Genomic DNA, 20,299 nt, shown 5'->3' with positions numbered 1-20,299 from the left:
CTCGGCGGCGTAGCCGAACTCAAGCCTCGTCGTACAACACCGGCATCCGCCCCTTCCAGCGCTGCCAGGTCGGCTCCTCGCAGAGCAGCTCGGCCATGCAATGCGCGACATTGATGCGGCTGCTGCGTCCCGAGTCGAAGAGGGCGCTGCGGGTCGGCGAGGGATGCAGTGTGTAGGGCGTCGGCTGCTCGCTGTCGACCAGGGCATCGGGCCGCAGCACCGCCCATTCGATCCCCTGCGCCTGGGCGCCGACCCGGCGCCGCAGTTGTTCGGCGGCCTGCTCGTTATCCGCATGGGGCGGCAGCAGCAGTCGCAGCAGCGCGAGCAGGCTGTGCTGGCCCCAGGAGATGGGCTCGGAGAGATCCTGGTTGCGCACGCCGGCGCTGCACATCAGCACGAAGCGGACCGGCCGCGCCGGCCGTAGCGCGGCGATGGCCTCGCACAGGCGACGGGTCGTCTCGGTCACCAGCCGACGCGGCGGGCCGAACATGCCGCGCCAGCTCATCGTGTGCCCGATGCAGGAGGCCACGGCATCGCAGCCCTCGACTTGACGGGCCAGATCGGCGGCCGACAGATCCAGCGCGCTGCTGCCGACCAGGCTCAGGCCCGGCGCCTCCCTGAGCGCCTGCGGCAGCCGCCCGGGTGCCCGCAGCAGGACCCTGACCCGGTGCCCGCGCGCCAGCAACTCGGCCACCAGCAGCCGCCCGGTGGCACCGCTGGCACCCACGACCAAGCATGTCATCGTCATCAACCGCCCCCCTTTGCCACAGAGTCTCCCAGCATAGCGATGACACCGGCGTGACAGGCAAGACCCGGCCCCCCTGCGGTCGCGGCCGGGCGTCAGATAAACCCAGGTCCGGCAGGCCCTTGTTGTCGCCGCCTTGACCTCAAGCCGAGTTGAGGTTCGAGACTGGCGACTTCTCTCACCAAACCATCGATCCCACCGATGCCAGCCAAAGCCATGAACACATCGACCACCCTGCTCAGCTTCCACAACCCCGCCGGCCTCTATGACCCGGCACCCAATGGCTATTCCCACCTGGCCCTCGTTCAGGGTCCGGCCCGCTGGCTGCTGCTGTCCGGCCAGGGCGGCGAACACCCCAGCGCCGGCCTGCCCGAGGACTTCGAGGGCCAGCTGGCGCAATGCCTGAGCAATGTGCAGACCGCGCTGCGCGCGGGCGGCGCCGACCTGCGGGACGTGGCGCGCCTGACCGTGCTGGTGGTCGGACACAGCGAAGCCAGGCTGGCGCAGTTCAGCCAGGCGCTGAAATCGCTGTGGGGCGAGGCGCCGACGCCGGCCTGCACGCTGATCCCGGTGCCGCGCCTGGCCCTGGACGGCATGCTGATCGAGATCGAGGCCACGGCAGTGCTGACACCCCCCAAGGCCGGGAGCGGCTGACAGCGCCCGCTTAAGCCGGCGCGCCCAGGCGCCGGCTCAGCTCGGCCGCCGCCCGCCTGACCTCCTCGGCCAGGCCGGGCTTGAGCCGGCTGCTGGGCAGGCTCAGGGTCAGAGCGCCGACCAGCTCGGCCTGCGCGCCGAACACCGGGGCGGCGATGCCGCTCAGACCCTCGACGCGGTCGCCGCTGATCTCGGCCACGCCGGCCTGGCGGATCTCTTCATAGCGCTTGCCGCGTGCGCCCGAGAAGGCCAGCAGCACCCGCCCGCCCGCGCCTCTGTCCAGCGGCAGCAGATCACCGGCGCTCAGATGGTCGCGCAGCGGCTGCGGCGAATCGACCCGGTACAGGCACAGCCGCTGCTCGCCCTGGCGCACATGCAGGGCCGCGCTCTCGCGGGTGCGCGCCACCAGTGCGCGCAGCACCGGCATCACCTCGGCTTCCAGCGAGAAGCCCGCCGCCCGAATGGACTGCAGGCGGGCCAGCTCCGGCCCGAGCGCATAAGCGCCATCGGCCTGGCGCTGCAGCAGCCGGCCATGCTCCAGCGAGGCCAGCAGGCGCAAGGCCGTGCTCTTGTAGAGCCGGGTGCGCTGGGCCAGCTCGGCCAGGCTGAGGGCGCGATCACCGGCGCGGAAGGCGCTCAGCAGGCTCAAGGCCTTGTCGACCGCGCCGACACCGCCGGGCGCGGCCTGGGTTTCGGCCAACGAGGGGGTGGCGGATTTCCTGGGCATTGACGGGGCTCGCGACAAACGCGATACTTTTCGGAACACAGTTCCATCTTATAGAACAACCCCATCATGTCAAGCAGCGTCCTGATCAGCGAGGTCGGCCCGCGCGACGGCCTGCAGAGCATCGCCAGCGTGATGCCTACCGCCGCCAAGCGGCGCTGGCTGGACGCACTGCACGCGGCCGGCCTGCGCGAGATCGAGGTCGGCTCCTTTGTGCCGGCACGGCTGCTGCCGCAGATGGCCGATGTGGCCGAGGTCGTTGCCCATGCACTGACCCTGCCGGGCTTGCGCGTGCTGGCCCTGGTGCCCAATGTTCGCGGCGCCGAAGCGGCCATCACCGCCGGTGCCCACAAGATCAGCCTGCCGATCTCGGCCAGCGAGGCCCATTCGCTGGCCAATGTGCGCAAGACGCCCGAGGCCATGGTCGAGGAGCTGCGCGCGGTCGCCGCGCTGCGCCGGGAGCGCGCGCCGCAGATGGGGGTCGAGGTGGGGCTGTCCACCGCCTTCGGCTGCACCCTGGCCGGCCGGGTCGATGAGGATGCGGTGCTCCGTCTGGCTTTGGCCTGCGCCGAAGCCGGGGCCGACGAGGTGGGCCTGTCCGACACCGCCGGCATGGCCAACCCGGCCCAGGTACGGCGGCTGTTCACGCGGCTGCGCGCCGAGCTGGGGCCGCGCGCCGGCGCTGCCCATCTGCACAACACGCGGGGGCTGGGCCTGGCCAACTGCCTGGCGGCTTTCGATGTCGGCGTCAGGACCTTCGATGCCTCGCTGGGCGGCCTGGGCGGCTGCCCCTATGCGCCGGGCGCCTCGGGCAATGTGGTCACCGAGGACCTGGTCTTCATGTTCGAGGCCATGGGCGTGGACACCGGCATCGACATCCACAAGCTGCTGGCCGCCCGCACGCCGCTGCGCGAGGGTCTGCCCGGCGAGGCGGTCTACGGCATGCTGGCCGAGGCCGGGCTTCCCAAAGGATTTCAGTGATGACGCAAGAGCAAAGACAGCAAGACCTGCCACAGGCCGGCAAGAGCGCAGACCTGCCACTGGCAGGTCTGCGAGTGATCGAGTTCACCCATATGGTGATGGGGCCGACCTGCGGCATGGTGCTGGGCGATCTGGGCGCCGAGGTCATCAAGGTCGAGCCGCTCACCGGCGACAACACCCGCAAACTGCTGGGCTCGGGGGCCGGTTTCTATCCGATGTTCAACCGCAACAAGCTCAGCCTTGCGCTGGACATCAAGCACCCCAAGGGCCTGGAGATCGTGCTGAAGCTGCTGGCCAGCGCCGATGTGTTCAGCGAGAACTTCAAGAGCGGGGCTATGGAGCGGCTGGGCCTGGGTCACGACGCGCTGACGGCGCTGAACCCGCGCCTGATCTATGTCTCGCACAAGGGCTTTCTGCCCGGCCCCTACGAGCACCGCACCGCGCTGGACGAGGTGGTGCAGATGATGGGCGGTCTGGCCTATATGACAGGCCGGCCGGGCGATCCGCTGCGCGCCGGTTCCAGCGTCAACGACATCATGGGCGGGCTGTTCGGCGCGATCGGCGTGCTGGCCGCGCTGCAGCAGCGCCATGTCACCGGGCGCGGCCAGCCCGTGCAGTCGGCCCTGTTCGAGAACAATGTCTTTCTGGTGGCCCAGCACATGATGCAGTTCGCGGTCACCGGCAAGCCCGCCGCGCCCATGCCCGAGCGCATCTCGGCCTGGGGCATCTACGACGTTTTCACGGTCAGGGATGGCGAGCAGATCTTCCTGGCCGTTGTCAGCGACACCCAGTGGGCGCTGTTCTGCGAGGCCTTCGGCCTGGCCGAGCTGCGCGCCGATGCGCGCCTGGCCAGCAATAACGACCGGGTGCGTGCGCGCGACTGGCTGATCCCGGCGCTGCGCGAGCGCCTGGCGCCCCGGCCGGCCGCCGAGATCGCTGCGGTGTTCGAGGCCCAGGGCCTGCCGTTCGCACCCATCACCCGGCCCGAGCAGCTGATGGAAGACCCGCATCTGCTGGCCACCGGCGGCCTGGCGCCGCTGACCCTGCCCGACGGCCGCGAGACCCGCGTGCCGCTGCTGCCGCTGAGCCTGGACGGCCGGCGCCTGGGCCTGCGCGAGCAGCCGCCGACGCTGGGCCAGCACAACCACCGCCTGCTGGCCGAGCTGGGCTATCGCGAGACCGACATCACGGCCTTGATCGCCGAGGGCGTGCTGGCCTAGGCGGGCGCCGCGCCGAAGGCGGACAATCGCAGGGTTTCGGGCCGCAGGCCCGTCAACCCGCCGCCTGGCGGCCCTTCCGTGCAGCACAGCTCCCCGCCCTCCTCCCACAGCCCTATCGTGCCCGCCTACCAGGACTGGCTGGCCCTGCGTTCCTGGCCGGTGCTGCGCTTCGTCTATGCGATCGGCGGCCTGATCCCCTTGCTCTATCTGCTGGGCGACTGGCTGATCGAGCCGGCCGCCGCCGAGGTGCTGCGCCTGCGCCTGGGCTATCTGCTGTTCTGGGCCGTGCTTAGTGCCCTGAGCTTCAAGCCCGGCTGGCGGCTGCCGATGGCGCTGTCCTACCCGCTCTACACCCTGGTGGGCGTCAGCTTCGCCTGCCTGATTGACGGCCAGCTGCTGGGCCGGCCCGAGTTCATTCTGGCCACCTCGCTCCTATATCTAATGGGGCTGCTGATCGCCAAGTCCAGCCTGGCCCTGGTGCTGGTCTGCGGCGGCCTGACCGTGCTGGCCACGGCCGTGCTGCTGCCGGCCCTGGGTCTGGACGCGACGACCGTCAAGCGCGTGGTCTTCTTCCATCTGCTGTGGGCCGGCGTCTGCGGCGTGGCCGCCTGGGTGATCCAGCGCCTCAATCGCCAGCTCTACCGCACCGAGAGCGAGCTGCACCAGTTGCTGGCCGTGAACCAGCATCTGCTGGCCGAGACCGAACTGCTGGCCCGCACCGATGCGCTGACCGCGCTGCCGAACCGGCGCCAGTTCTTCCGCGCCGCCGAGAGCGCGCTGGCCGAGAGCCGCGCCAGCGGTCGGCCGCTGGCCCTGCTGGCGCTGGATGTCGACCACTTCAAGCGCATCAACGACAGCGGCGGCCACCAGCTCGGCGACACGGTGCTGCGCGAGGTGGCGCTCTGCTGCCGCGCCAGCCTGCGCGACAGCGATCTGGCCGCCCGAATCGGCGGCGAGGAGTTCGCGCTGCTGCTGCCCGGCACCGGGCTGGCGCAGGCGGAGCAGCTGGCCGAGCGGCTGCGCCTGGCCATTGCCGAGCTGCAGCTGCCGGCCGCTGTGACGGTCAGTATCGGTTGCGCCGAGCTGGCGCCCGGCATGGCCAGCGCCGACGCGCTGCTGGCGCGCGCCGACGAGGCCCTGTATGCCGCCAAGGACGGCGGCCGCAACCGCGTCAGCGCCGGGCGGCGCAGCCCAGCCCAGGGATTGGCGCACTGATTTGTGGCCGGTGGCCGGTCGCCTGGGGCGAAGCGCCGTGCCGAGCTGTTAGCGTCGCACTCATGCATGCCCGCCAACGCCATCTGCTGATCGCGGCCTACCTGGCTCTGGTGCTGGGTCTGGGCCTGCTGCAAGGCCTGGCCGAGCTGCAGCACTATCTGGCGGCTGGCGGGCGCCATCCCTGGGAGCCGCTGCTGTGGGAACTCAGCTCCACCGTCTGCACCGGCGCGCTGGGCCTGGCCCTGTACCGCTGGCATGTGGCCGGCCTGGGACTGGCGCGCTGGCGCCAGCTGGGCCGCCATCTGCTGGGCCTGCTGGTCTATATCCTGGCCCATGTGGCCGGCATGTTCGCGATCCGTTTCGCGGTCTATGCGGTGATGGGGCTGAACTACCGGCCGGGCAGCGCGCTGGCCGTACTGAGCTACGAGGCCGCCAAGGACATAGGCAGCTATGCGCTGATGCTGGCGATCTGTCATGGCCTGCATCTGTTCTTCGCTGACCAGCGGCGCGAGCAGGAGCTGCAGCGGCTGCGCGGCGCGCTGGCCGAGGCCCAGCTGGCGCGGCTGACCGAGCAGGTGCAGCCGCATTTCCTGTTCAACACTCTGAACCTGATCTCTTCGGTGATGTACGAGGATGTGGCGCGCGCCGACCGCATGCTGTGCCAGCTGGCCGATCTGCTGCGCCAGAACCTGGCGGCCCAGGCCCAGGGCTGGCACAGCCTGGCGGACGAGCTGCGCCTGGTCGAGCCTTTTCTGGTCCTGATGCAGGCGCGCTTCGGCGAGCGGCTGCGCGTCACCATCGAGGCCGATGCGCAGGCGCGCGAGTGCCGGCTGCCGGCCCTGCTGCTGATCTCGCCGGTGGAGAACGCGATCAAGCACGACGTGGCGCAGAGCAGCGCGGCCGTCGAGGTCGGTATCCGGGCGACGCTGGAGCAGCAGGGTCAGGTCTTGCGGCTGGAGGTCATCAACAGTGGCCAGGCCCCGCTGCGCAGCGAACGCGCCGGCGCCATCGGCCTGGCCAATCTGCGTGAGCGCCTGCACAGCAGCTTCGGCGCCGCCGCCTCCTGCAGCCTGGACGCCAGGCCCGAGGGCGGCGCCCGGCTGCTGATACGCCTGCCGGCGCAGGTGCAGGTGGTGGCATGAGACTGCTGATCGTCGACGACGAACCGCCGGCGCTGGCCAAGCTGCGCCGTCTGCTGGCGCCCATGGCCGAAATCAGCTGGCTGGGCGAGGCCGGCAACGCCGAGCAGGCGCTGGCCCTGCTGGCCCGCGAGCGCATCGACGCGGTGCTGCTGGACATCCAGATGCCGGGGTTCAGCGGCCTGGAGCTGGCGCTGCAGCTGCCGGCCGGCGTCGCCTGCGCCTTCTCGACCGCCTACGACGCCCATGCGCTGCGCGCCTTCGACCTGAATGCGGTGGACTATCTGCTCAAGCCCTACACGCCGGAGCGACTGGCCGAGACCGTGCGCCGCCTGCGCCAGCGTCTGGCGACGCCGCCCGCCGGTCTCGCCCGGGGCGGCCTGCTCGGCGCGCTGCGGCAGCTGCAGCCGCTGGACGGACACTGGCTGGTGGAGCAGGCGCGCGGCGGCCTGCTGAAGCTGCCGCTGGCCCAGCTTCAATGGGTGGCGGCGGCCGACAACTACATCGAGCTGCATGCGCCGCCGGCCTGCTATCTGGAGCGCCGCAGCCTGGCCGATTTCCTGCAGCATCCGGCCGCCACAGCGTTCCTGCGCATCCACCGCAGCCATGCGGTCAACCCGGCCCATATCCAGGCCCTGCGCGCACTGCCCCATGGCGAGGCCATGCTGACGCTCAGCGGCGGCCAGCAGCTGCGGGTCTCGCGCAGCTATCGCAAGCAACTCGCCCCGGGCTGAGGGCGAACCGCCCCGGCGCGCTTGGACAGTGCGAGCGGGCTTGCGATGCTGGACCCATGAACAGCACCCCACGCCTCTTCTTCCTCGACTGGCTGCGCATCCTGGCCTTCGGCCTGCTGGTCCCCTACCACGTCGGCATGTACTACGTCAGCTGGGACTGGCATGTGAAGAGCCCGCAGGCCGGGCCGGCGATCGAGCCGCTGATGCTGCTGTCGGGGCCGTGGCGCTTGTCGCTGCTGTTCTTCATCGCCGGCGCCGCGACCCAGGCCCTGCTGCGCCGCGAGCCCGGGGCCGGCTTTGTCGCGCAGCGCAGCCGGCGCCTGCTGTGGCCACTCGCATTCGGCATGCTGCTGATCGTGCCGCCGCAGGCCTATTTCGAGGTGCTCACCAAGGTGGCCTATAACGGCAGCTATGCCGATTTCATGGGGCTCTATCTGCGCGGCTATGGCGGCTTCTGCCGTGCCGACGATTGCCTGATCCTGCCGACCTGGAACCATCTCTGGTTCCTGCCCTATCTCTGGGTCTACGGCCTGATTGCCTGGGCGCTGGCGCGCTGGGCACCACGCGCGCTGGACCGGCTGGCCGAGCGCCTGCCGAGCCGCCCGGCGCCGCTGCTGCTGGGTCTGGCCCTGCCCTTGATCGCCGCCAAATGGCTGCTGGCGCCGCACTTCCCTGCCAGCCATGATCTGGTCAGCGACTGGTACAACCATGCGCACTACCTGAGCGTCTTCCTGCTGGGCCTGCTGATCGTGCGGCGCGCCGACCGGGGGGCGGCGCTGTGGGACGCGCTGGCCGCGCTGCGCTGGCGGGCGCTGACGCTGGCGCTGGCCAGCTGGGCGCTGACCCTGCTGTACTGGCGCGCCTATCAAGACCTGGCCCCCATCGAGCCGCTGCGCTGGCTGCAGCGCCTGCTGTGGGGCGGCATCGCCTGGTGGGCCATCGCGGCGGCCTGCGGCTTCGCGCGCCGCTGGCTGGACCATGACGGCCCCTGGCGCCAACGCCTCGGCGCGGCGGTGTTCTGCCTCTACATCCTGCACCAGACCCTGATCGTGCTGCTGAGCCAGGCGCTGGCGCCGCTGGCCCTGCCGGCGCCGGCCGAGGGGCCGCTGCTGATCGCGCTGACCCTGCTTTTCAGCGCGCTGGGCTACGGACTGGCGCGGCGCGGGCCGGCGCTGCTGCGCTCTGGCCTAGGGATTGCCGGGCCGGCGCACGGGGACATGCCCCAGCGGCGACAATCCAACCCTCCCCGCAACAGCACCCTCTCCTCATGAAATATCTGCACACCATGGTGCGCGTCACCGATCTGGACGCCTCGCTGAAGTTCTACCGCGACGCGCTGGGCATGGTCGAGGTGCGCCGCAGCGAGCACGAGGCCGGCCGCTTCACGCTGGTCTATCTGGCCGCCCCCGGCGACGAAGCCGGCAAGTATCAACCGCAGGTCGAGCTGACCTATAACTGGCCCGATGCCGAGGGCCGGAGCGAGGTCTACACCGGCGGCCGCAACTTCGGCCACCTGGCCTTCGCCACGCCCGATATCTACGCCGCCTGCCAGCGCCTGCAAGACCATGGCGTGACCGTGCTGCGCCCGCCGCGCGACGGCCGCATGGCTTTTGTGCGCTCGCCCGACAACATCTCGGTCGAACTCTTGCAGGACGGCCCGGCGCTGGCCCCGGCCGAGCCCTGGGCCTCGATGGCCAACACCGGCAGCTGGTAAGCCTGGCGGCCGCCACGCCGGCCTGTCCCCGGCGGGCCGCAGTCTGTCGGATCGCTCTGGTGCCGTCGTCGACCTGCCCTTAGTCTGCAAGCATTGCAAACCAGGAGGAACGACCATGTCCATCAGCGACGATCTTGAAAAACTCGGCGACCTGCATCAGCGCGGCGCGCTCAGCGACGAGGAGTTCGCCCGCGCCAAGGCCCGGCTGCTGGCCGGCGATGTCGGCAGCGGCGCACCGGGTGCTGCCGCGATCAACGAGCTGCGCCGCAGCCGCGATGACCGCTGGATCGGCGGGGTCTGTGGCGGCCTGGCCCGCATCACCGGCATGGCCTCCTGGGTCTGGCGCCTGGGTTTCACCTTGCTGGCCCTGTGCGGCGGCACCGGGGTGCTGTTCTATCTGCTGATGTGGATCTTTGTGCCGCAGGACTAGGGCCGACCCCGATCAGACCGCGCACGCCGCGCTGCTAGCATGGCCCGGCAGTTCAGCTAGGCAGTTCCGTTCCGGTCCTACGGAGGTTACCCATGCAAGAGCAAGCGTTGCGCGATCTGATCGAGGATGTGCGCGAGGGCCGACTGGCCCGACGGTCTTTCATCCAACGCATGCTGGCCCTGGGCCTGACGGCGCCGCTGGCGGGTCAGATGCTGCTCAATGCCGGCATCGCCCAGGCCCAGACCCGCTCCGGCTACAAGCCCACCAAGCGCGGCGGCGGCGGCGCGCTGAAGCTGCTGTGGTGGCAGGGGGCCACGCTGCTGAACCCGCACTTCGCCACCGGCACCAAGGACCAGGAAGGCGCGCGCATCTTCTACGAGCCGCTGGCCGCCTGGGACCCCGACGGCAATCTGGTGCCCATTCTCGCGGCCGAGATTCCCAGCCAGGCCAACGGCGGCCTGGCCAAGGACGGCATGTCGGTGATCTGGAAGCTCAAGCGCGGCGCCACCTGGCACGACGGGAAGCCCTTCACCGCCGATGACTGCGTGTTCAACTGGGAATACGCCAGCAACCCGGACACGGCCGCCGTCACGATAGGCACCTACAAGGACTGCAAGGTCGAGAAGATCGACAGCCACACCGTCAAGGTCATCTTCAAGAAGCCCACGCCCTTCTGGGCCGACCCCTTTGTCGGCACCCGCGGCATGCTGATCCCCAAGCATCTGTTCGCTGACTTCACCGGCGCCAAGTCGCGCGAGGCGCCGACCAATCTGAAGCCGGTCGGCACCGGGCCCTACAAGTTCGTCGATTTCAAGCCGGGCGATATGGTGCGCGGCGCGATCAACACCGGCTACCACTTCGAGCATCGCCCCTTCTTCGACACGATAGAAATGAAGGGCGGCGGCGACGCGGTCTCGGCGGCGCGCGCGGTGATACAGACGGGCGAGTTCGACTACGCCTGGAATATGCAGGTCGAGGACGAGATTCTGAAACGGCTGGAGGCCGGCGGCCGTGGCCGCGCCGAAATCACGCCGGGCGGCAATATCGAGTTCATCGTGCTGAATATGGCCGACCCTTGGACCGAGACCGAGGGTGAGCGCGCGCACCCGAAGAGCCGCCACCCCATCCTGTCGGACCCGGCGGTGCGCAAGGCCCTGGGCCTGCTGGTGGACCGTGCGGCGGTGCAGGAGTTCATCTACGGCCGCACCGGCGTGGCCACGGCCAACTTCCTGAACAACCCGGAGCGCTTCCGCTCCAAGACCATGAAATGGGAGTTCAGCATCGACAAGGCCGGTGCGCTGCTGGACGCGGCCGGCTGGAAGAAGGGCGGCGACGGCATCCGCGAGAAGGGCGGCAAGAAGCTCAAGCTGGTGTTCCAGACCTCGATCAACGCGCCGCGCCAGAAGACCCAGGCCATCGTCAAGCAGGCGGCGCAAAAGGCCGGCATCGATCTGGAGCTGAAGTCGGTGACCGCCTCGGTGTTCTTCTCCTCGGACGTCGGCAACCCCGACACCTACACCAAGTTCTTCTGCGACGTGCAGATGTACACGACGACGATGACGCAGCCCGACCCCGAGCTGTTCATGAACCAGTTCGCCTCCTGGGAAGCCGCCAGCAAGGACAATAAATGGCAGGGCCGCAATCTCTCGCGCTGGAGCAACGAGGAGTATGACAAGGCCTTCCGTGCGGCCGAGAGCGAGCTGGACCCGGTCAAGCGCGCCGCACTGTTCATCCGCATGAACGAGCTGGTGTGCAGCGATCCGGTGGTGATCCCGGTGGTCTACCGGCCGCGTGTGGCGGCGGTCGCCAACAAGCTCTATGCGCCGCTGAGCGGCTGGGACAACGATATGTGGAACCTGAAGGACTGGTTCAAGGAAGCCTGAGCCCCATCGTTGCAGCACCGCCGCTGAATGTTCCAATACCTGCTGCGCCGTCTGCTCTACGCGCTGCCCAGCCTGCTGGGCATCAGCGTCGTGCTGTTCACCGTGCTGGCGCTGGCGCCCGGCGACCCCTTCGAGGAGCTGGCCACCAACCCGAATGTGCCGGCCGAGGTGCGCCAGATGCTGCGCGCCAAGTTCGGCCTCGATGACCCCGTCTGGCAGCGCTATTTCCGCTGGCTGTTCGCGATGTTCCAGGGCGATTGGGGCTTCTCCTTCGTCAGCCGCGTCGATGTGGACCAGCTGATCCTGCAGCGCCTGCCGACCACCCTGGTCATCATCGGCAGCTCGCAGATCCTCGCGCTGCTGATCGCGATACCGGTGGGCGTCTATGCCGCGACCCGGCCCTACTCGGTCTTCGACCAGATCGCCAACACGCTGGCCTTTGTCGGCTTCTCGCTGCCGACCTTCTTCACCGGCCTGCTCTTGATCCTGTTGTTCTCGATCCAGCTCGACTGGCTGCCCTTTGTCTACCGGGCCGATATCGCGGCCACGGGCTGGGCCTGGTGGTGGGAACACCTCAAGCAGTCCATCATGCCGGTGGCCGTGCTGGGCCTGTTCCAGGGCGCCAGCTGGACCCGCTATGTGCGCTCGGCGGTGCTGGATGTGATCAAGCTCGACTATGTGACCACGGCCCGCTCCAAAGGCCTTTCCGAGGGCGGCGTCGTGATCAAGCATGTGCTGCGCAATGCGCTGATCCCGGTCGTCACCCTGGTGGCGCTGCAGATGCCGGCGGTGTTCGGCGGCGCCATCGTCACCGAGCAGATCTTCCGCATCCCCGGCATCGGCTCGCTCTTGATCAGCGCCATCCTGGCCAATGACACGCCGGTGATCATGGCGGTGACCTTTGTGTTCGCCTGCCTGGTGATCTTCTTCAACCTCCTGGCCGATCTGCTCTATGGCTGGCTCGACCCCCGCATCAGCTACCGCTAGCGCCCATGTCTCGCCCTGGGGCGAGGCCTGGCGACGCTTCAAGCGCCACCGCATGGCCATGCTCAGCCTGGTGATCCTGCTGCTGATGGTGACGGCCGTGCTGGTCGGGCCCTGGCTCTGGCCCGTCGCGATCAACGATATCGACTTCAGCGCACGGCTCAAGAGCCCCTCGCTGGCCCACCCGCTGGGCACCGACGATCTGGGCCAGGACCTGCTGGCCCGCCTGCTCTACGGCGGCCGCATCTCGCTGGCCGTGGGTCTGGCGGCGATGCTGATGGCCGTGATCGTCGGTGTGCTGATCGGCGCAATCGCCGGCATCTCGCGCGGCAGCGTCGATGCGGCGCTGATGTGGCTGACCGATCTGTTTCTCTCGCTGCCCCAGCTGCCCTTGCTGCTGCTGATCATCTATCTGTTCCGCGACGGGCTGAAGGAGACCTTCGGCCCCGAGGTCGGCGTCTTCATCCTGATCGTCGTCGTGATCGGTGGCTTCCGCTGGATGCCGGTGGCGCGGCTGGTGCGGGCGCAGTTCTTCTCGCTGCGCGAGAAGGAGTTCGTCGAGGCGGCGCGGGCCCTGGGCGCGAGCACGCCGCGCCAGGTCACGCGCCACATCCTGCCCAATGCGCTGGGCCCGGTGATCGTGGCCGGCACCATCGATGTGGCGGCCGCCATCATTGCCGAGTCGACGCTGTCCTTTCTGGGCCTGGGCTTCCCGCCCGACATCCCGACCTGGGGCCGCATCCTCTTCGATGCCAAGGACTATCTGGACATCGCGCCGCACTGGGCCCTCTTCCCCGGCCTGGCGATCTTTCTGGCCGTGCTGACGATCAACTTCATCGGCGACGGTCTGCGCGACGCCCTCGATCCGCGCAAGGTGATGTGATGAGCACCGACGCACCGTTGCTCGATATCCGCGGCCTGAAGACCCACTTTGCCACCGATGCCGGCTGGCTGCATGCGGTCGATGGTGTCGACCTGACGGTGCAACGCGGCGAGACGGTCTGCGTGGTCGGCGAGTCGGGCTGCGGCAAGTCGGTCACCGCGATGAGCGTGCTCAAGCTCTTGCCGATGCCGCCGGGCCGCATCGTCGCCGGGCAGATCCTCTGGCAGGGCCGCGACCTGGTCACGCTGCCCGAGAGCGAGATGCGGCGCATCCGCGCCAAACAGATCGCCATCGTGTTCCAGGAGCCAATGACCTCGCTGAACCCGGTCTACACGGTGGGCCAGCAGATCGCCGAGGTGCTGCGCCTGCAGGAGGGGCTGAACCGGCGCGATGCGATGGACCGCGCGGTCGAGATGCTGCGCCTGGTCAATATCCCGACGCCGGAGCGCCGCGTGCGCGACTATCCGCACCAGTTCTCCGGCGGCATGCGCCAGCGCGTGATGATTGCGATGGCCTTGAGCTGCAATCCGCAGCTCTTGATCGCCGACGAGCCGACCACCGCGCTGGACGTGACGATACAGGCCCAGATCCTGGAGCTGCTGGCCGAGCTGAAGGCACGGCTGGGCATGAGCATCCTCTTGATCACCCATGCCATGGGCGTGGTCGCCGAGGTCGCGCAGCGCGTCGTGGTGATGTATGCCGGCAAGGTGATCGAGGAGGCCACGGTCGAGCAGCTGTTTGCCAACCCGCGCCACCCTTACACCCAGGGCCTGATCCGCTCGATCCCGCGCATCGACCTGGCCGCCACCCACAAGGTCCGCCTGGAGGCGATTGCCGGCACGGTGCCCAAGCTGATCAACCCGCCCGAGGGCTGCCGCTTCGCGCCGCGCTGCAAATACGCCAGCAGCGCCTGCACCCAGGCCACGCCAGCGCTGCGCGAGATCGCGCCCGGCCACAAGGTCGCCTGCATTCTATGAGCACCACACCGCTGCTGAAGGTCGAGAACCTGGTCAAGCACTTCCCGATCAAGGGCGGGCTGCTGGGCCGCGAGCAGGCCCGCGTGCATGCGGTCGATGGCGTCAGCTTCGAGCTGATGGCCGGTGAGACCCTCGGCCTGGTCGGCGAGTCGGGCTGTGGCAAGTCGACCACCGGCCGCTGCATCCTGCGCCTGATCGAGCCGAGCTCGGGCCAGGTCTGGTTCGATGGTCGCGAAGTCACGGCGTTGGGCAAGAGCGAGCTGCGCGCCTTGGCGCGCGATATGCAGATCATCTTCCAGGATCCCTATGCCTCGCTGAACCCGCGCATGACGGTGGGCGCCATCATCGGCGAGGCACTGACCATCCACAAGCTCGCCAAGACCCGGGCCGACTACGAGGGCCGCATCGTCGAGCTGCTGGAGACGGTGGGCCTGTCCGCCGACCATCTGCGCCGCTACCCGCATGAGTTCTCCGGCGGCCAGCGCCAGCGCATCGGCATCGCCCGCGCGCTGGCGGTCAGCCCCAAGCTGATCGTCTGCGACGAGGCGGTGTCGGCGCTGGATGTCTCCATCCAAGCCCAGGTCATCAATCTGCTCGAAGATCTGCAGGCCAAATTCAATCTGACCTATCTCTTCATCGCCCATGACCTCTCAGTCGTCGAGCACACCAGCACGCGCGTTGCGGTGATGTACTTGGGCCGCATCGTCGAGATCGCCAGCGCCCGCGAGCTCTACAGCCGGCCGCTGCACCCCTATACCGAGGCCCTGCTGTCGGCGGTGCCTATTCCCGACCCCACCGTCAAGCGCAAACGCATCATGCTGCAGGGCGATGTGCCCAGCCCGATCAAGCCACCCTCGGGCTGCCACTTCCACACCCGCTGCCCGATCAAGCAGATGCCGCTGTGCGGCAGCGAGTCACCGCCGCTGAAGCAAAGCAGCGACGGGCATTGGGTGGCTTGTCATCTGCGGGGCTGAGTAGCGAATCAGCCCCTGACCTCACCCTGCCCCAGCACCACCCACTTCCTCGAGGTCAGCCCCTCCAGCCCGACCGGTCCGCGGGCGTGGAACTTGTCGGTCGAGATGCCGATCTCGGCGCCGAGGCCGTACTCGAAGCCGTCGGCAAAGCGGGTGCTGGCATTGACCATCACACTGGCCGAATCGACCTCGCGCAGAAAGCGCATCGCGTTCGGATGGTTGGTGGTCAGGATCGCATCGGTGTGGTGAGAGCCATAGCGGTTGATATGGGCGATCGCCTCGTCCAGGCTGTCGACCACCTTGATGCTGATGACAGGCGCCAGGTACTCCTCGCTCCAGTCGGCCTCGGTGGCGGCCGCTAGCTTGGCGCCGGCCAGGCCGCCTTGCAGCGGGCCCAGCAGGGCCAGCGTACGCGGGCAGCCGCGCATCTCGACGCCCTTGGCCGCGAAGATCGCGCCGATGCGGGGCAGGAACTCGCTCGCCTGCTCGGCATGCACCAGCAGCGATTCGGTCGCGTTGCAAGGGCTGTATTTCTGCGTCTTGGCGTTGTCGACCACGCGCAGCGCCAGGCCCAGCTCGACCTCGGCATCGACATAGCTGTGGCAGTTGCCGTCCAGATGCTTGATCACCGGCACCTTGGCTTCGCGGCTGATGCGCTCGATCAGGCCCTTGCCGCCGCGCGGGATGATGACGTCGACGAACTCGGGCATCGTGATCAGCGCGCCGACCGCGACGCGGTCGGTGGTGCCGACCAGTTGCACGGCCGTGCGCGGCAGGCCGGCTTCGGCCAGCGCATCGCCGACGATTTGCGCCAGCGCCAGATTCGAATGCAAGGCCTCGGAGCCACCGCGCAGGATGCAGGCGTTGCCGCTCTTGATTGCCAGCGACGCGGCCTCGATGGTCACATTGGGCCGGCTCTCGTAAATCATGCCGAACACCCCCAGCGGCACGCGCATCTGGCCGACGCTGATGCCGCTCGGGCGGCGCTTGACCCCGCTGATCTCGCCGATCGGATCGGGCATCGCGGCGATCTGCGCGCAGCCCTCGGCGACCGTGGCGATGACCTTGTCGGTCAGCCTCAACCGGTCGACCATCGGCGCGTCCAGCCCGGCCTTGATCGCCGCCTCCAGATCGCGCTCGTTGGCTTTCCGCAGCGCCGGGCCGGCCTCGCCGAGGCGGCGCGCCAGCGCCAGCAGCGCGGCATTCTTGGCGGCGGTGGGCGCGGCGGCCATCGAGGTGGCGGCGGCACGGGCCTGGCGGCCCAGGGTCTGCATCAGGGCGGGGATGTGGTTAAGGTCATGGCTGCTCATGGGCGGATTCTCGCCGATGCCTGGCCCGGGGCAGGCAGCCGGGGCTTCCGACCGGTGTGCACTGCCGAGGGTCTGCAGTGGTCTGCTGGGGAGCCCTTGCAAAGATGCTAGATTTGCCTGCGATGGCCAGTCGTCACGAGGCCATCTTGTCCAGACCGCACAGGAGGCTGAGCCACCATGATGTCGAACTCCCTCTTTGTCATGTTCGTCGGCGCCGCGCTTCTGATGGCGCTGACCCCGGGGCCGAACATGATCTATCTGATCTCCCGTTCGCTGTGCCAGGGCCGAGCCGCCGGTGTCATGTCTTGGTTTGGCGTCGTTCTGGGCTTCACCGTCCACATGCTCTGTGCCGCCGTCGGCCTGACGGCACTTTTCATGGCGGTGCCGCTGGGCTATGAACTGCTCAAATTCGCAGGCGCGCTCTACCTGATATGGCTGGCTTGGCAGGCGGTACGACCGGGTGCCCGCTCGCCCTTCGAGGCGCGGGACCTGCCGGCCGAGCCCCCGCACAAGCTGTTTGTGATGGGACTCTTGACCAGCACCCTCAACCCGACAGTCGCCATCTTCTATCTGTCGGTGCTGCCGCAGTTCATCTCACCCGAGTCTGGTTCGGTGCTTGCCCAAAGCCTGCTGCTGGGCAGCACACAGGTTCTCATCGGGTCCAGCGTGAATCTGGCGGTCACCCTGTCCGCAGCCGGCATGGCCGGCTGGTTCGCCAAGAACCGCTGCTGGCTCGCGGTCCAGCGATATGTCATGGGCTTGGTGCTCGGGGCCTTGGCCTTCAAACTCCTGTCTCAGCAGCGCAGCGCGGCATAGCATCGCATCCATAGAAAGACATACGAAACAATCGCTCCTGGGCTCGCGGCCTGGATCAGTGAGCAGCATGTCGTCTTCGTTGCCCCAGCATCGATCTGAGGCTCCCGCGCCCATCAAATGGACTTCGTACGAGATCGCGATGTACTCGCTCGCCAGGCAGCCACAAAAGGCGCCATAGCGCTCTTCGCGCACCGCCGCGAGAAGAACGCGATGCATGACACCGCGTTCAGCCGGGGCTTCAGTCAGTCACTCGAACATCGAACCTCATGCCCGCCTCGATAGGCGGCGCTGAAGAACAAGACCAGCCGGATGACCGGCTCGGAGATGGGCTTGTTGGAACGGCCCCCGTTGCAGGCCAGCAGGTCAAGCAACTCGTGCACAAGCCGGCCGGCTTGTGCGGACGGCAGGCAAGGGCTTTTATAGAACGAGGACCACACCGCTGAAAGCTCGGGAAAACGGGCCTCGTCTGCACTCGCTAGCATGAGGAGAAACTCTTCGTGCTGACCAATGGCCTCCCGCGCCTGGTCTGCGTACATGTCGAATGCCATGCGTTTTTCTAAGCCTCACGCCTCATTGCGGTTCCAGCCGAATCTTCAAGCGGCATCCAACGGCATGCGCGTACTTGCGCAGCGTGGCCAGCGACGGCGCATGCTTGCGCGAACCCAGACTGCTTTCCACGCGCGCCAGCGCCGCCTGCTTGACGCCCATGCGCTCTGCCACCTGCGCCTGAGTCAGGCCGGCACGCAACCTGGCCTGCAGCAGCGCATCCAGGGCCACGAACTCTTCCTCGGCTGATTCATGCGCCTGCTTGAATTCAGAATCCTTTGCCGCCCGATCACGGGCATAGGATGCCGGATCGAAGGGTACCGGTGCAAAAGCACCCACTCGATAAAGCACAGTCTTGCTCATGGCAGCTCCTTCATACGGTCGCGTGCGATTTTCAGTTCCTTGACCGGGGTCTTGTCGGTCTTCTTGATGAAGCCATGCAACACCACGATGCGCCGCCCTACCAGCACGCAAGAGAAGGCTCGCCCGATACCTTCCATCGCCCTGGCGCGCACCTCGAACAGGCCGTCCCCCATCGCCCGCGTGTGCGGCATGCCCAAGCTGGGTCCATGCTCAACCATGCGCTGAGCTATCGCAACAAACCGTCCAGCAATGCCCGCTGGCCAAGCCAGGATCTCAGCTTCGACGCTGGCGTTGTAGAACTCGATCCGGTAGCTCACAGGCCAAATATAACATTCATGCCATGATTAGGAACTCAGCCGCTTGCTCGCCTCCGCAGCCAGCCAGCGCGTCAGCTCCCCCGCGCCCAAGCCCTCGCGCGCCAGCCGCGCCGACTGTCCCGACCACAGCGACATGAAGTCGCCCGAACCTTCATCCCCTCTGGGCTCGCTGGCCGCGCGCAGCGGCGCCAAAGCGCCGCCGGCGGTCGGGAAGGCCGGGGCCAGGGCCGAGATCGGGCCGACTTCGCGCATCAGGCGGTTGACGATGCCGCGCGCCGGACGGCCGGTGAAGAGATTGGTCAGCGCGGTCTGCTCGGCGCGCTCGCTGCGCAGCGCGGCACGGTGCGGCGCCGCCAGATGGGCCTCGGGCGTGAACAGATAGGCGGTGCCCATCTGCACGGCGGCCGCGCCCAGCACGAAGGCGGCATGGATGCCACGCGGGTCGGCGATGCCGCCGGTCGCGATCACCGGCAGCCGCACCGCGTCGACCACCTGGGGCAGCAGCGAGAAGGTGCCAACCTGGGTAGCGATCTCGTCGGCCAGGAAATGGCCGCGATGGCCGCCGGCCTCGAAGCCCTGGGCGATGATGGCGTCCACGCCCTGGGCTTCGAGCCAGCGCGCCTCGGCCACTGTGGTCGCCGAGGCAATGACCTTGGCACCGCTGGCGCGCACCCGGGCCAGCAGCTCGGGCGCGGGCAGGCCGAAATGGAAGCTCGCGACCTCGGGCCGGAAGGCCTCGATCAACTCGCAGCTGGCCGCGTCAAAGGGCTGACGGTTCGAGGCGGGCACCGGGCCGTCCGGGTCCAGGCCCAGCTCCAGGGAGTAGGGGCGCAGCCGCTGCCGCCAGGCGGCCTCGCGCTCGGCATCCGGTGCGGGCGGGCGGTGGCAGAAGAAGTTCAGATTGATAGGCTTGCCGGTCTGCGCCCTGATCAGCGCCAGCTGCTCACGCTGCTGGGCGGGGCTCAAAAGCGCGCAGGGCAGCGAGCCCAGCCCGCCGGCCTCCGAGACAGCCACCACCATCTCGTGCAAGGTGGGTCCGGCCATAGGCGCCTGGATAATGGGCAACTCGATGCCGAACAGATCGAGGATGCGGGTATCGGGCCAGTGGTTCATCGCAGCAGGTCTCCTGCATCAGAGCTTGGCACGCATCAGCAGCTGATGCAGGGGCAGGGTCTCGAAGCCCAGCTCGCGCAAGGCCTGACCCCCGAGGTCCAGGCGCTGCAGCTGGGGCACGCGCAGCGTGGCCTGCGGGAACTCGGCGCGCAGCGCCTGCAGCAGGGCGCGGGCATCGGTCTGCGCGGGCTGCCAGTCGATCAGGCTGCCCACCACCACCGTGGCATCGTCGGGTCGCGAGAACACTAGCTGGGCCGATCCCTTCTGCCAGGCGCTCATGCCAGTGGCCGATTGCAGCGACGCGGCCGTCACCTGCAGCGGCAGATCGCGCAACCGGGCCTGGGCCTCGTCGCGCAGCCAGGCCAGCGCGGCCTCGTGCTCGAGCGCGCGGAACTCGCAGGCCGCCGGGGCGACGCTGCCCGGCAGCGCCTGATAGCCGTGCAGCTCATGCAGGGTTTCGAAGCCGCGGCCGCGATACAGGCGCAACGCCCGCTCGTTCTGCGCAAACACCTCCAGCTCGGCCTCGGCCAGGCCGGCGGCGCGGGCGCGCGCCAGCACATCGTCGAGCAGGCGCGCA

The 20,299-nt window shown here is 68.5% G+C and carries 23 protein-coding genes; 15 read left to right on the top strand and 8 right to left on the bottom strand.

The features are described 5' to 3' along the window. Positions 1-19 precede the first annotated feature (19 nt). Positions 20-748 carry an NAD(P)-dependent oxidoreductase gene (locus PO768_RS08065; protein WP_272645643.1) on the bottom strand — a complete coding sequence of 243 codons (729 nt, stop codon included), beginning with the start codon at positions 746-748 and terminating at the stop codon, positions 20-22. A 213-nt stretch (positions 749-961) separates the two neighbouring features. Here PO768_RS08065 and PO768_RS08060 point away from each other — a divergent pair, with 213 nt between their 5' ends. Continuing rightward, the gene (locus PO768_RS08060) at positions 962-1,399 is read left to right on the top strand and encodes a RidA family protein (RefSeq protein WP_272645642.1); all 438 of its coding nucleotides are present in this window, start codon (positions 962-964) and stop codon (positions 1,397-1,399) included. Between the two features lie 10 nt (positions 1,400-1,409). Here PO768_RS08060 and PO768_RS08055 read toward each other — a convergent pair whose 3' ends face one another. After that, the gene (locus PO768_RS08055) at positions 1,410-2,126 is read right to left on the bottom strand and encodes an IclR family transcriptional regulator (RefSeq protein ID WP_272645641.1); all 717 of its coding nucleotides are present in this window, start codon (positions 2,124-2,126) and stop codon (positions 1,410-1,412) included. A 66-nt stretch (positions 2,127-2,192) separates the two neighbouring features. Between PO768_RS08055 and PO768_RS08050 the strand changes: the two genes are divergently transcribed. The 13 genes from PO768_RS08050 (at position 2,193) to PO768_RS07990 (ending at position 15,257) form a co-directional block, all read left to right on the top strand. Then, the gene (locus PO768_RS08050; RefSeq protein WP_272645640.1) at positions 2,193-3,104 is read left to right on the top strand and encodes a hydroxymethylglutaryl-CoA lyase; all 912 of its coding nucleotides are present in this window, start codon (positions 2,193-2,195) and stop codon (positions 3,102-3,104) included. Then, positions 3,104-4,324, top strand: coding sequence for a CaiB/BaiF CoA transferase family protein (locus PO768_RS08045; protein ID WP_272645639.1), 1,221 nt, complete (start codon positions 3,104-3,106; stop codon positions 4,322-4,324). The genes PO768_RS08050 and PO768_RS08045 overlap by 1 nt, the downstream gene beginning before the upstream one ends. 78 nt (positions 4,325-4,402) lie before the next feature. Continuing rightward, a complete protein-coding gene (locus tag PO768_RS08040) occupies positions 4,403-5,539 on the top strand; it encodes a GGDEF domain-containing protein (RefSeq protein ID WP_272645638.1) in 1,137 nt (378 codons plus the stop codon). Between the two features lie 62 nt (positions 5,540-5,601). Next, positions 5,602-6,681, top strand: coding sequence for a sensor histidine kinase (locus PO768_RS08035; protein ID WP_272645637.1), 1,080 nt, complete (start codon positions 5,602-5,604; stop codon positions 6,679-6,681). Continuing rightward, on the top strand, positions 6,678-7,412 hold the full coding sequence (locus tag PO768_RS08030; protein WP_272645636.1) for a LytR/AlgR family response regulator transcription factor: 735 nt from the start codon (positions 6,678-6,680) through the stop codon (positions 7,410-7,412). The genes PO768_RS08035 and PO768_RS08030 overlap by 4 nt, the downstream gene beginning before the upstream one ends. 56 nt (positions 7,413-7,468) lie before the next feature. Beyond that, entirely contained in the window at positions 7,469-8,683 is a 1,215-nt protein-coding gene (locus tag PO768_RS08025) for an acyltransferase family protein (RefSeq protein WP_272645635.1), read from the top strand. Continuing rightward, the gene (locus PO768_RS08020) at positions 8,680-9,126 is read left to right on the top strand and encodes a lactoylglutathione lyase (RefSeq protein ID WP_272645634.1); all 447 of its coding nucleotides are present in this window, start codon (positions 8,680-8,682) and stop codon (positions 9,124-9,126) included. Before PO768_RS08025 ends, PO768_RS08020 begins: the two co-directional genes overlap by 4 nt. 115 nt (positions 9,127-9,241) lie before the next feature. Beyond that, positions 9,242-9,556 (top strand): PspC domain-containing protein, encoded by a 315-nt coding sequence (locus PO768_RS08015; protein ID WP_272645633.1) that lies wholly within the window; start codon positions 9,242-9,244, stop codon positions 9,554-9,556. 92 nt (positions 9,557-9,648) lie between these two features. Further along, the gene (locus tag PO768_RS08010; protein WP_272645632.1) at positions 9,649-11,439 is read left to right on the top strand and encodes a peptide ABC transporter substrate-binding protein; all 1,791 of its coding nucleotides are present in this window, start codon (positions 9,649-9,651) and stop codon (positions 11,437-11,439) included. A 27-nt stretch (positions 11,440-11,466) separates the two neighbouring features. Next, positions 11,467-12,426 (top strand): ABC transporter permease, encoded by a 960-nt coding sequence (locus tag PO768_RS08005; RefSeq protein WP_137944212.1) that lies wholly within the window; start codon positions 11,467-11,469, stop codon positions 12,424-12,426. Next, positions 12,392-13,306: an ABC transporter permease gene (locus PO768_RS08000; RefSeq protein WP_272645631.1), complete on the top strand. Its 915-nt coding sequence runs from the start codon at positions 12,392-12,394 to the stop codon at positions 13,304-13,306. Before PO768_RS08005 ends, PO768_RS08000 begins: the two co-directional genes overlap by 35 nt. After that, positions 13,306-14,283 (top strand): ABC transporter ATP-binding protein, encoded by a 978-nt coding sequence (locus PO768_RS07995; protein ID WP_272645630.1) that lies wholly within the window; start codon positions 13,306-13,308, stop codon positions 14,281-14,283. Before PO768_RS08000 ends, PO768_RS07995 begins: the two co-directional genes overlap by 1 nt. After that, the gene (locus PO768_RS07990; protein ID WP_272645629.1) at positions 14,280-15,257 is read left to right on the top strand and encodes an ABC transporter ATP-binding protein; all 978 of its coding nucleotides are present in this window, start codon (positions 14,280-14,282) and stop codon (positions 15,255-15,257) included. The genes PO768_RS07995 and PO768_RS07990 overlap by 4 nt, the downstream gene beginning before the upstream one ends. Positions 15,258-15,265: 8 nt before the next feature. On the opposite strand, the gene PO768_RS07985 is transcribed toward PO768_RS07990, so the two are convergent. Further along, positions 15,266-16,531: a glutamate-5-semialdehyde dehydrogenase gene (locus tag PO768_RS07985; protein WP_272645678.1), complete on the bottom strand. Its 1,266-nt coding sequence runs from the start codon at positions 16,529-16,531 to the stop codon at positions 15,266-15,268. Positions 16,532-16,744: 213 nt separating this feature from the next. Between PO768_RS07985 and PO768_RS07980 the strand changes: the two genes are divergently transcribed. Then, a complete protein-coding gene (locus PO768_RS07980; protein ID WP_272645628.1) occupies positions 16,745-17,383 on the top strand; it encodes a LysE family translocator in 639 nt (212 codons plus the stop codon). A 242-nt stretch (positions 17,384-17,625) separates the two neighbouring features. Here PO768_RS07980 and PO768_RS07975 read toward each other — a convergent pair whose 3' ends face one another. The 5 genes from PO768_RS07975 to PO768_RS07955 all read right to left on the bottom strand — a co-directional run. Next, positions 17,626-17,931 (bottom strand): hypothetical protein, encoded by a 306-nt coding sequence (locus tag PO768_RS07975; RefSeq protein ID WP_272645627.1) that lies wholly within the window; start codon positions 17,929-17,931, stop codon positions 17,626-17,628. 22 nt (positions 17,932-17,953) lie between these two features. Further along, on the bottom strand, positions 17,954-18,292 hold the full coding sequence (locus tag PO768_RS07970) for a helix-turn-helix domain-containing protein (RefSeq protein ID WP_272645626.1): 339 nt from the start codon (positions 18,290-18,292) through the stop codon (positions 17,954-17,956). Further along, complete coding sequence (locus tag PO768_RS07965; RefSeq protein WP_272645625.1) at positions 18,289-18,609, bottom strand: type II toxin-antitoxin system RelE/ParE family toxin; 321 nt, start codon at positions 18,607-18,609, stop codon at positions 18,289-18,291. Before PO768_RS07965 ends, PO768_RS07970 begins: the two co-directional genes overlap by 4 nt. Before the next feature lie 27 nt (positions 18,610-18,636). Then, the gene (locus tag PO768_RS07960) at positions 18,637-19,722 is read right to left on the bottom strand and encodes an NAD(P)H-dependent flavin oxidoreductase (RefSeq protein WP_272645624.1); all 1,086 of its coding nucleotides are present in this window, start codon (positions 19,720-19,722) and stop codon (positions 18,637-18,639) included. 18 nt (positions 19,723-19,740) lie between these two features. Further along, the coding region (locus PO768_RS07955; protein ID WP_272645623.1) for a hypothetical protein at positions 19,741-20,299 on the bottom strand (559 nt) is incomplete at its 5' end.

It is taken from the genome of Paucibacter sp. XJ19-41 (assembly GCF_028462495.1).
Lineage (GTDB): Bacteria > Pseudomonadota > Gammaproteobacteria > Burkholderiales > Burkholderiaceae_C > Roseateles_E.
The sequence above is the reverse complement of the archived record's forward strand: the minus strand, read 5'-3'. Positions and strand labels throughout refer to the sequence as shown.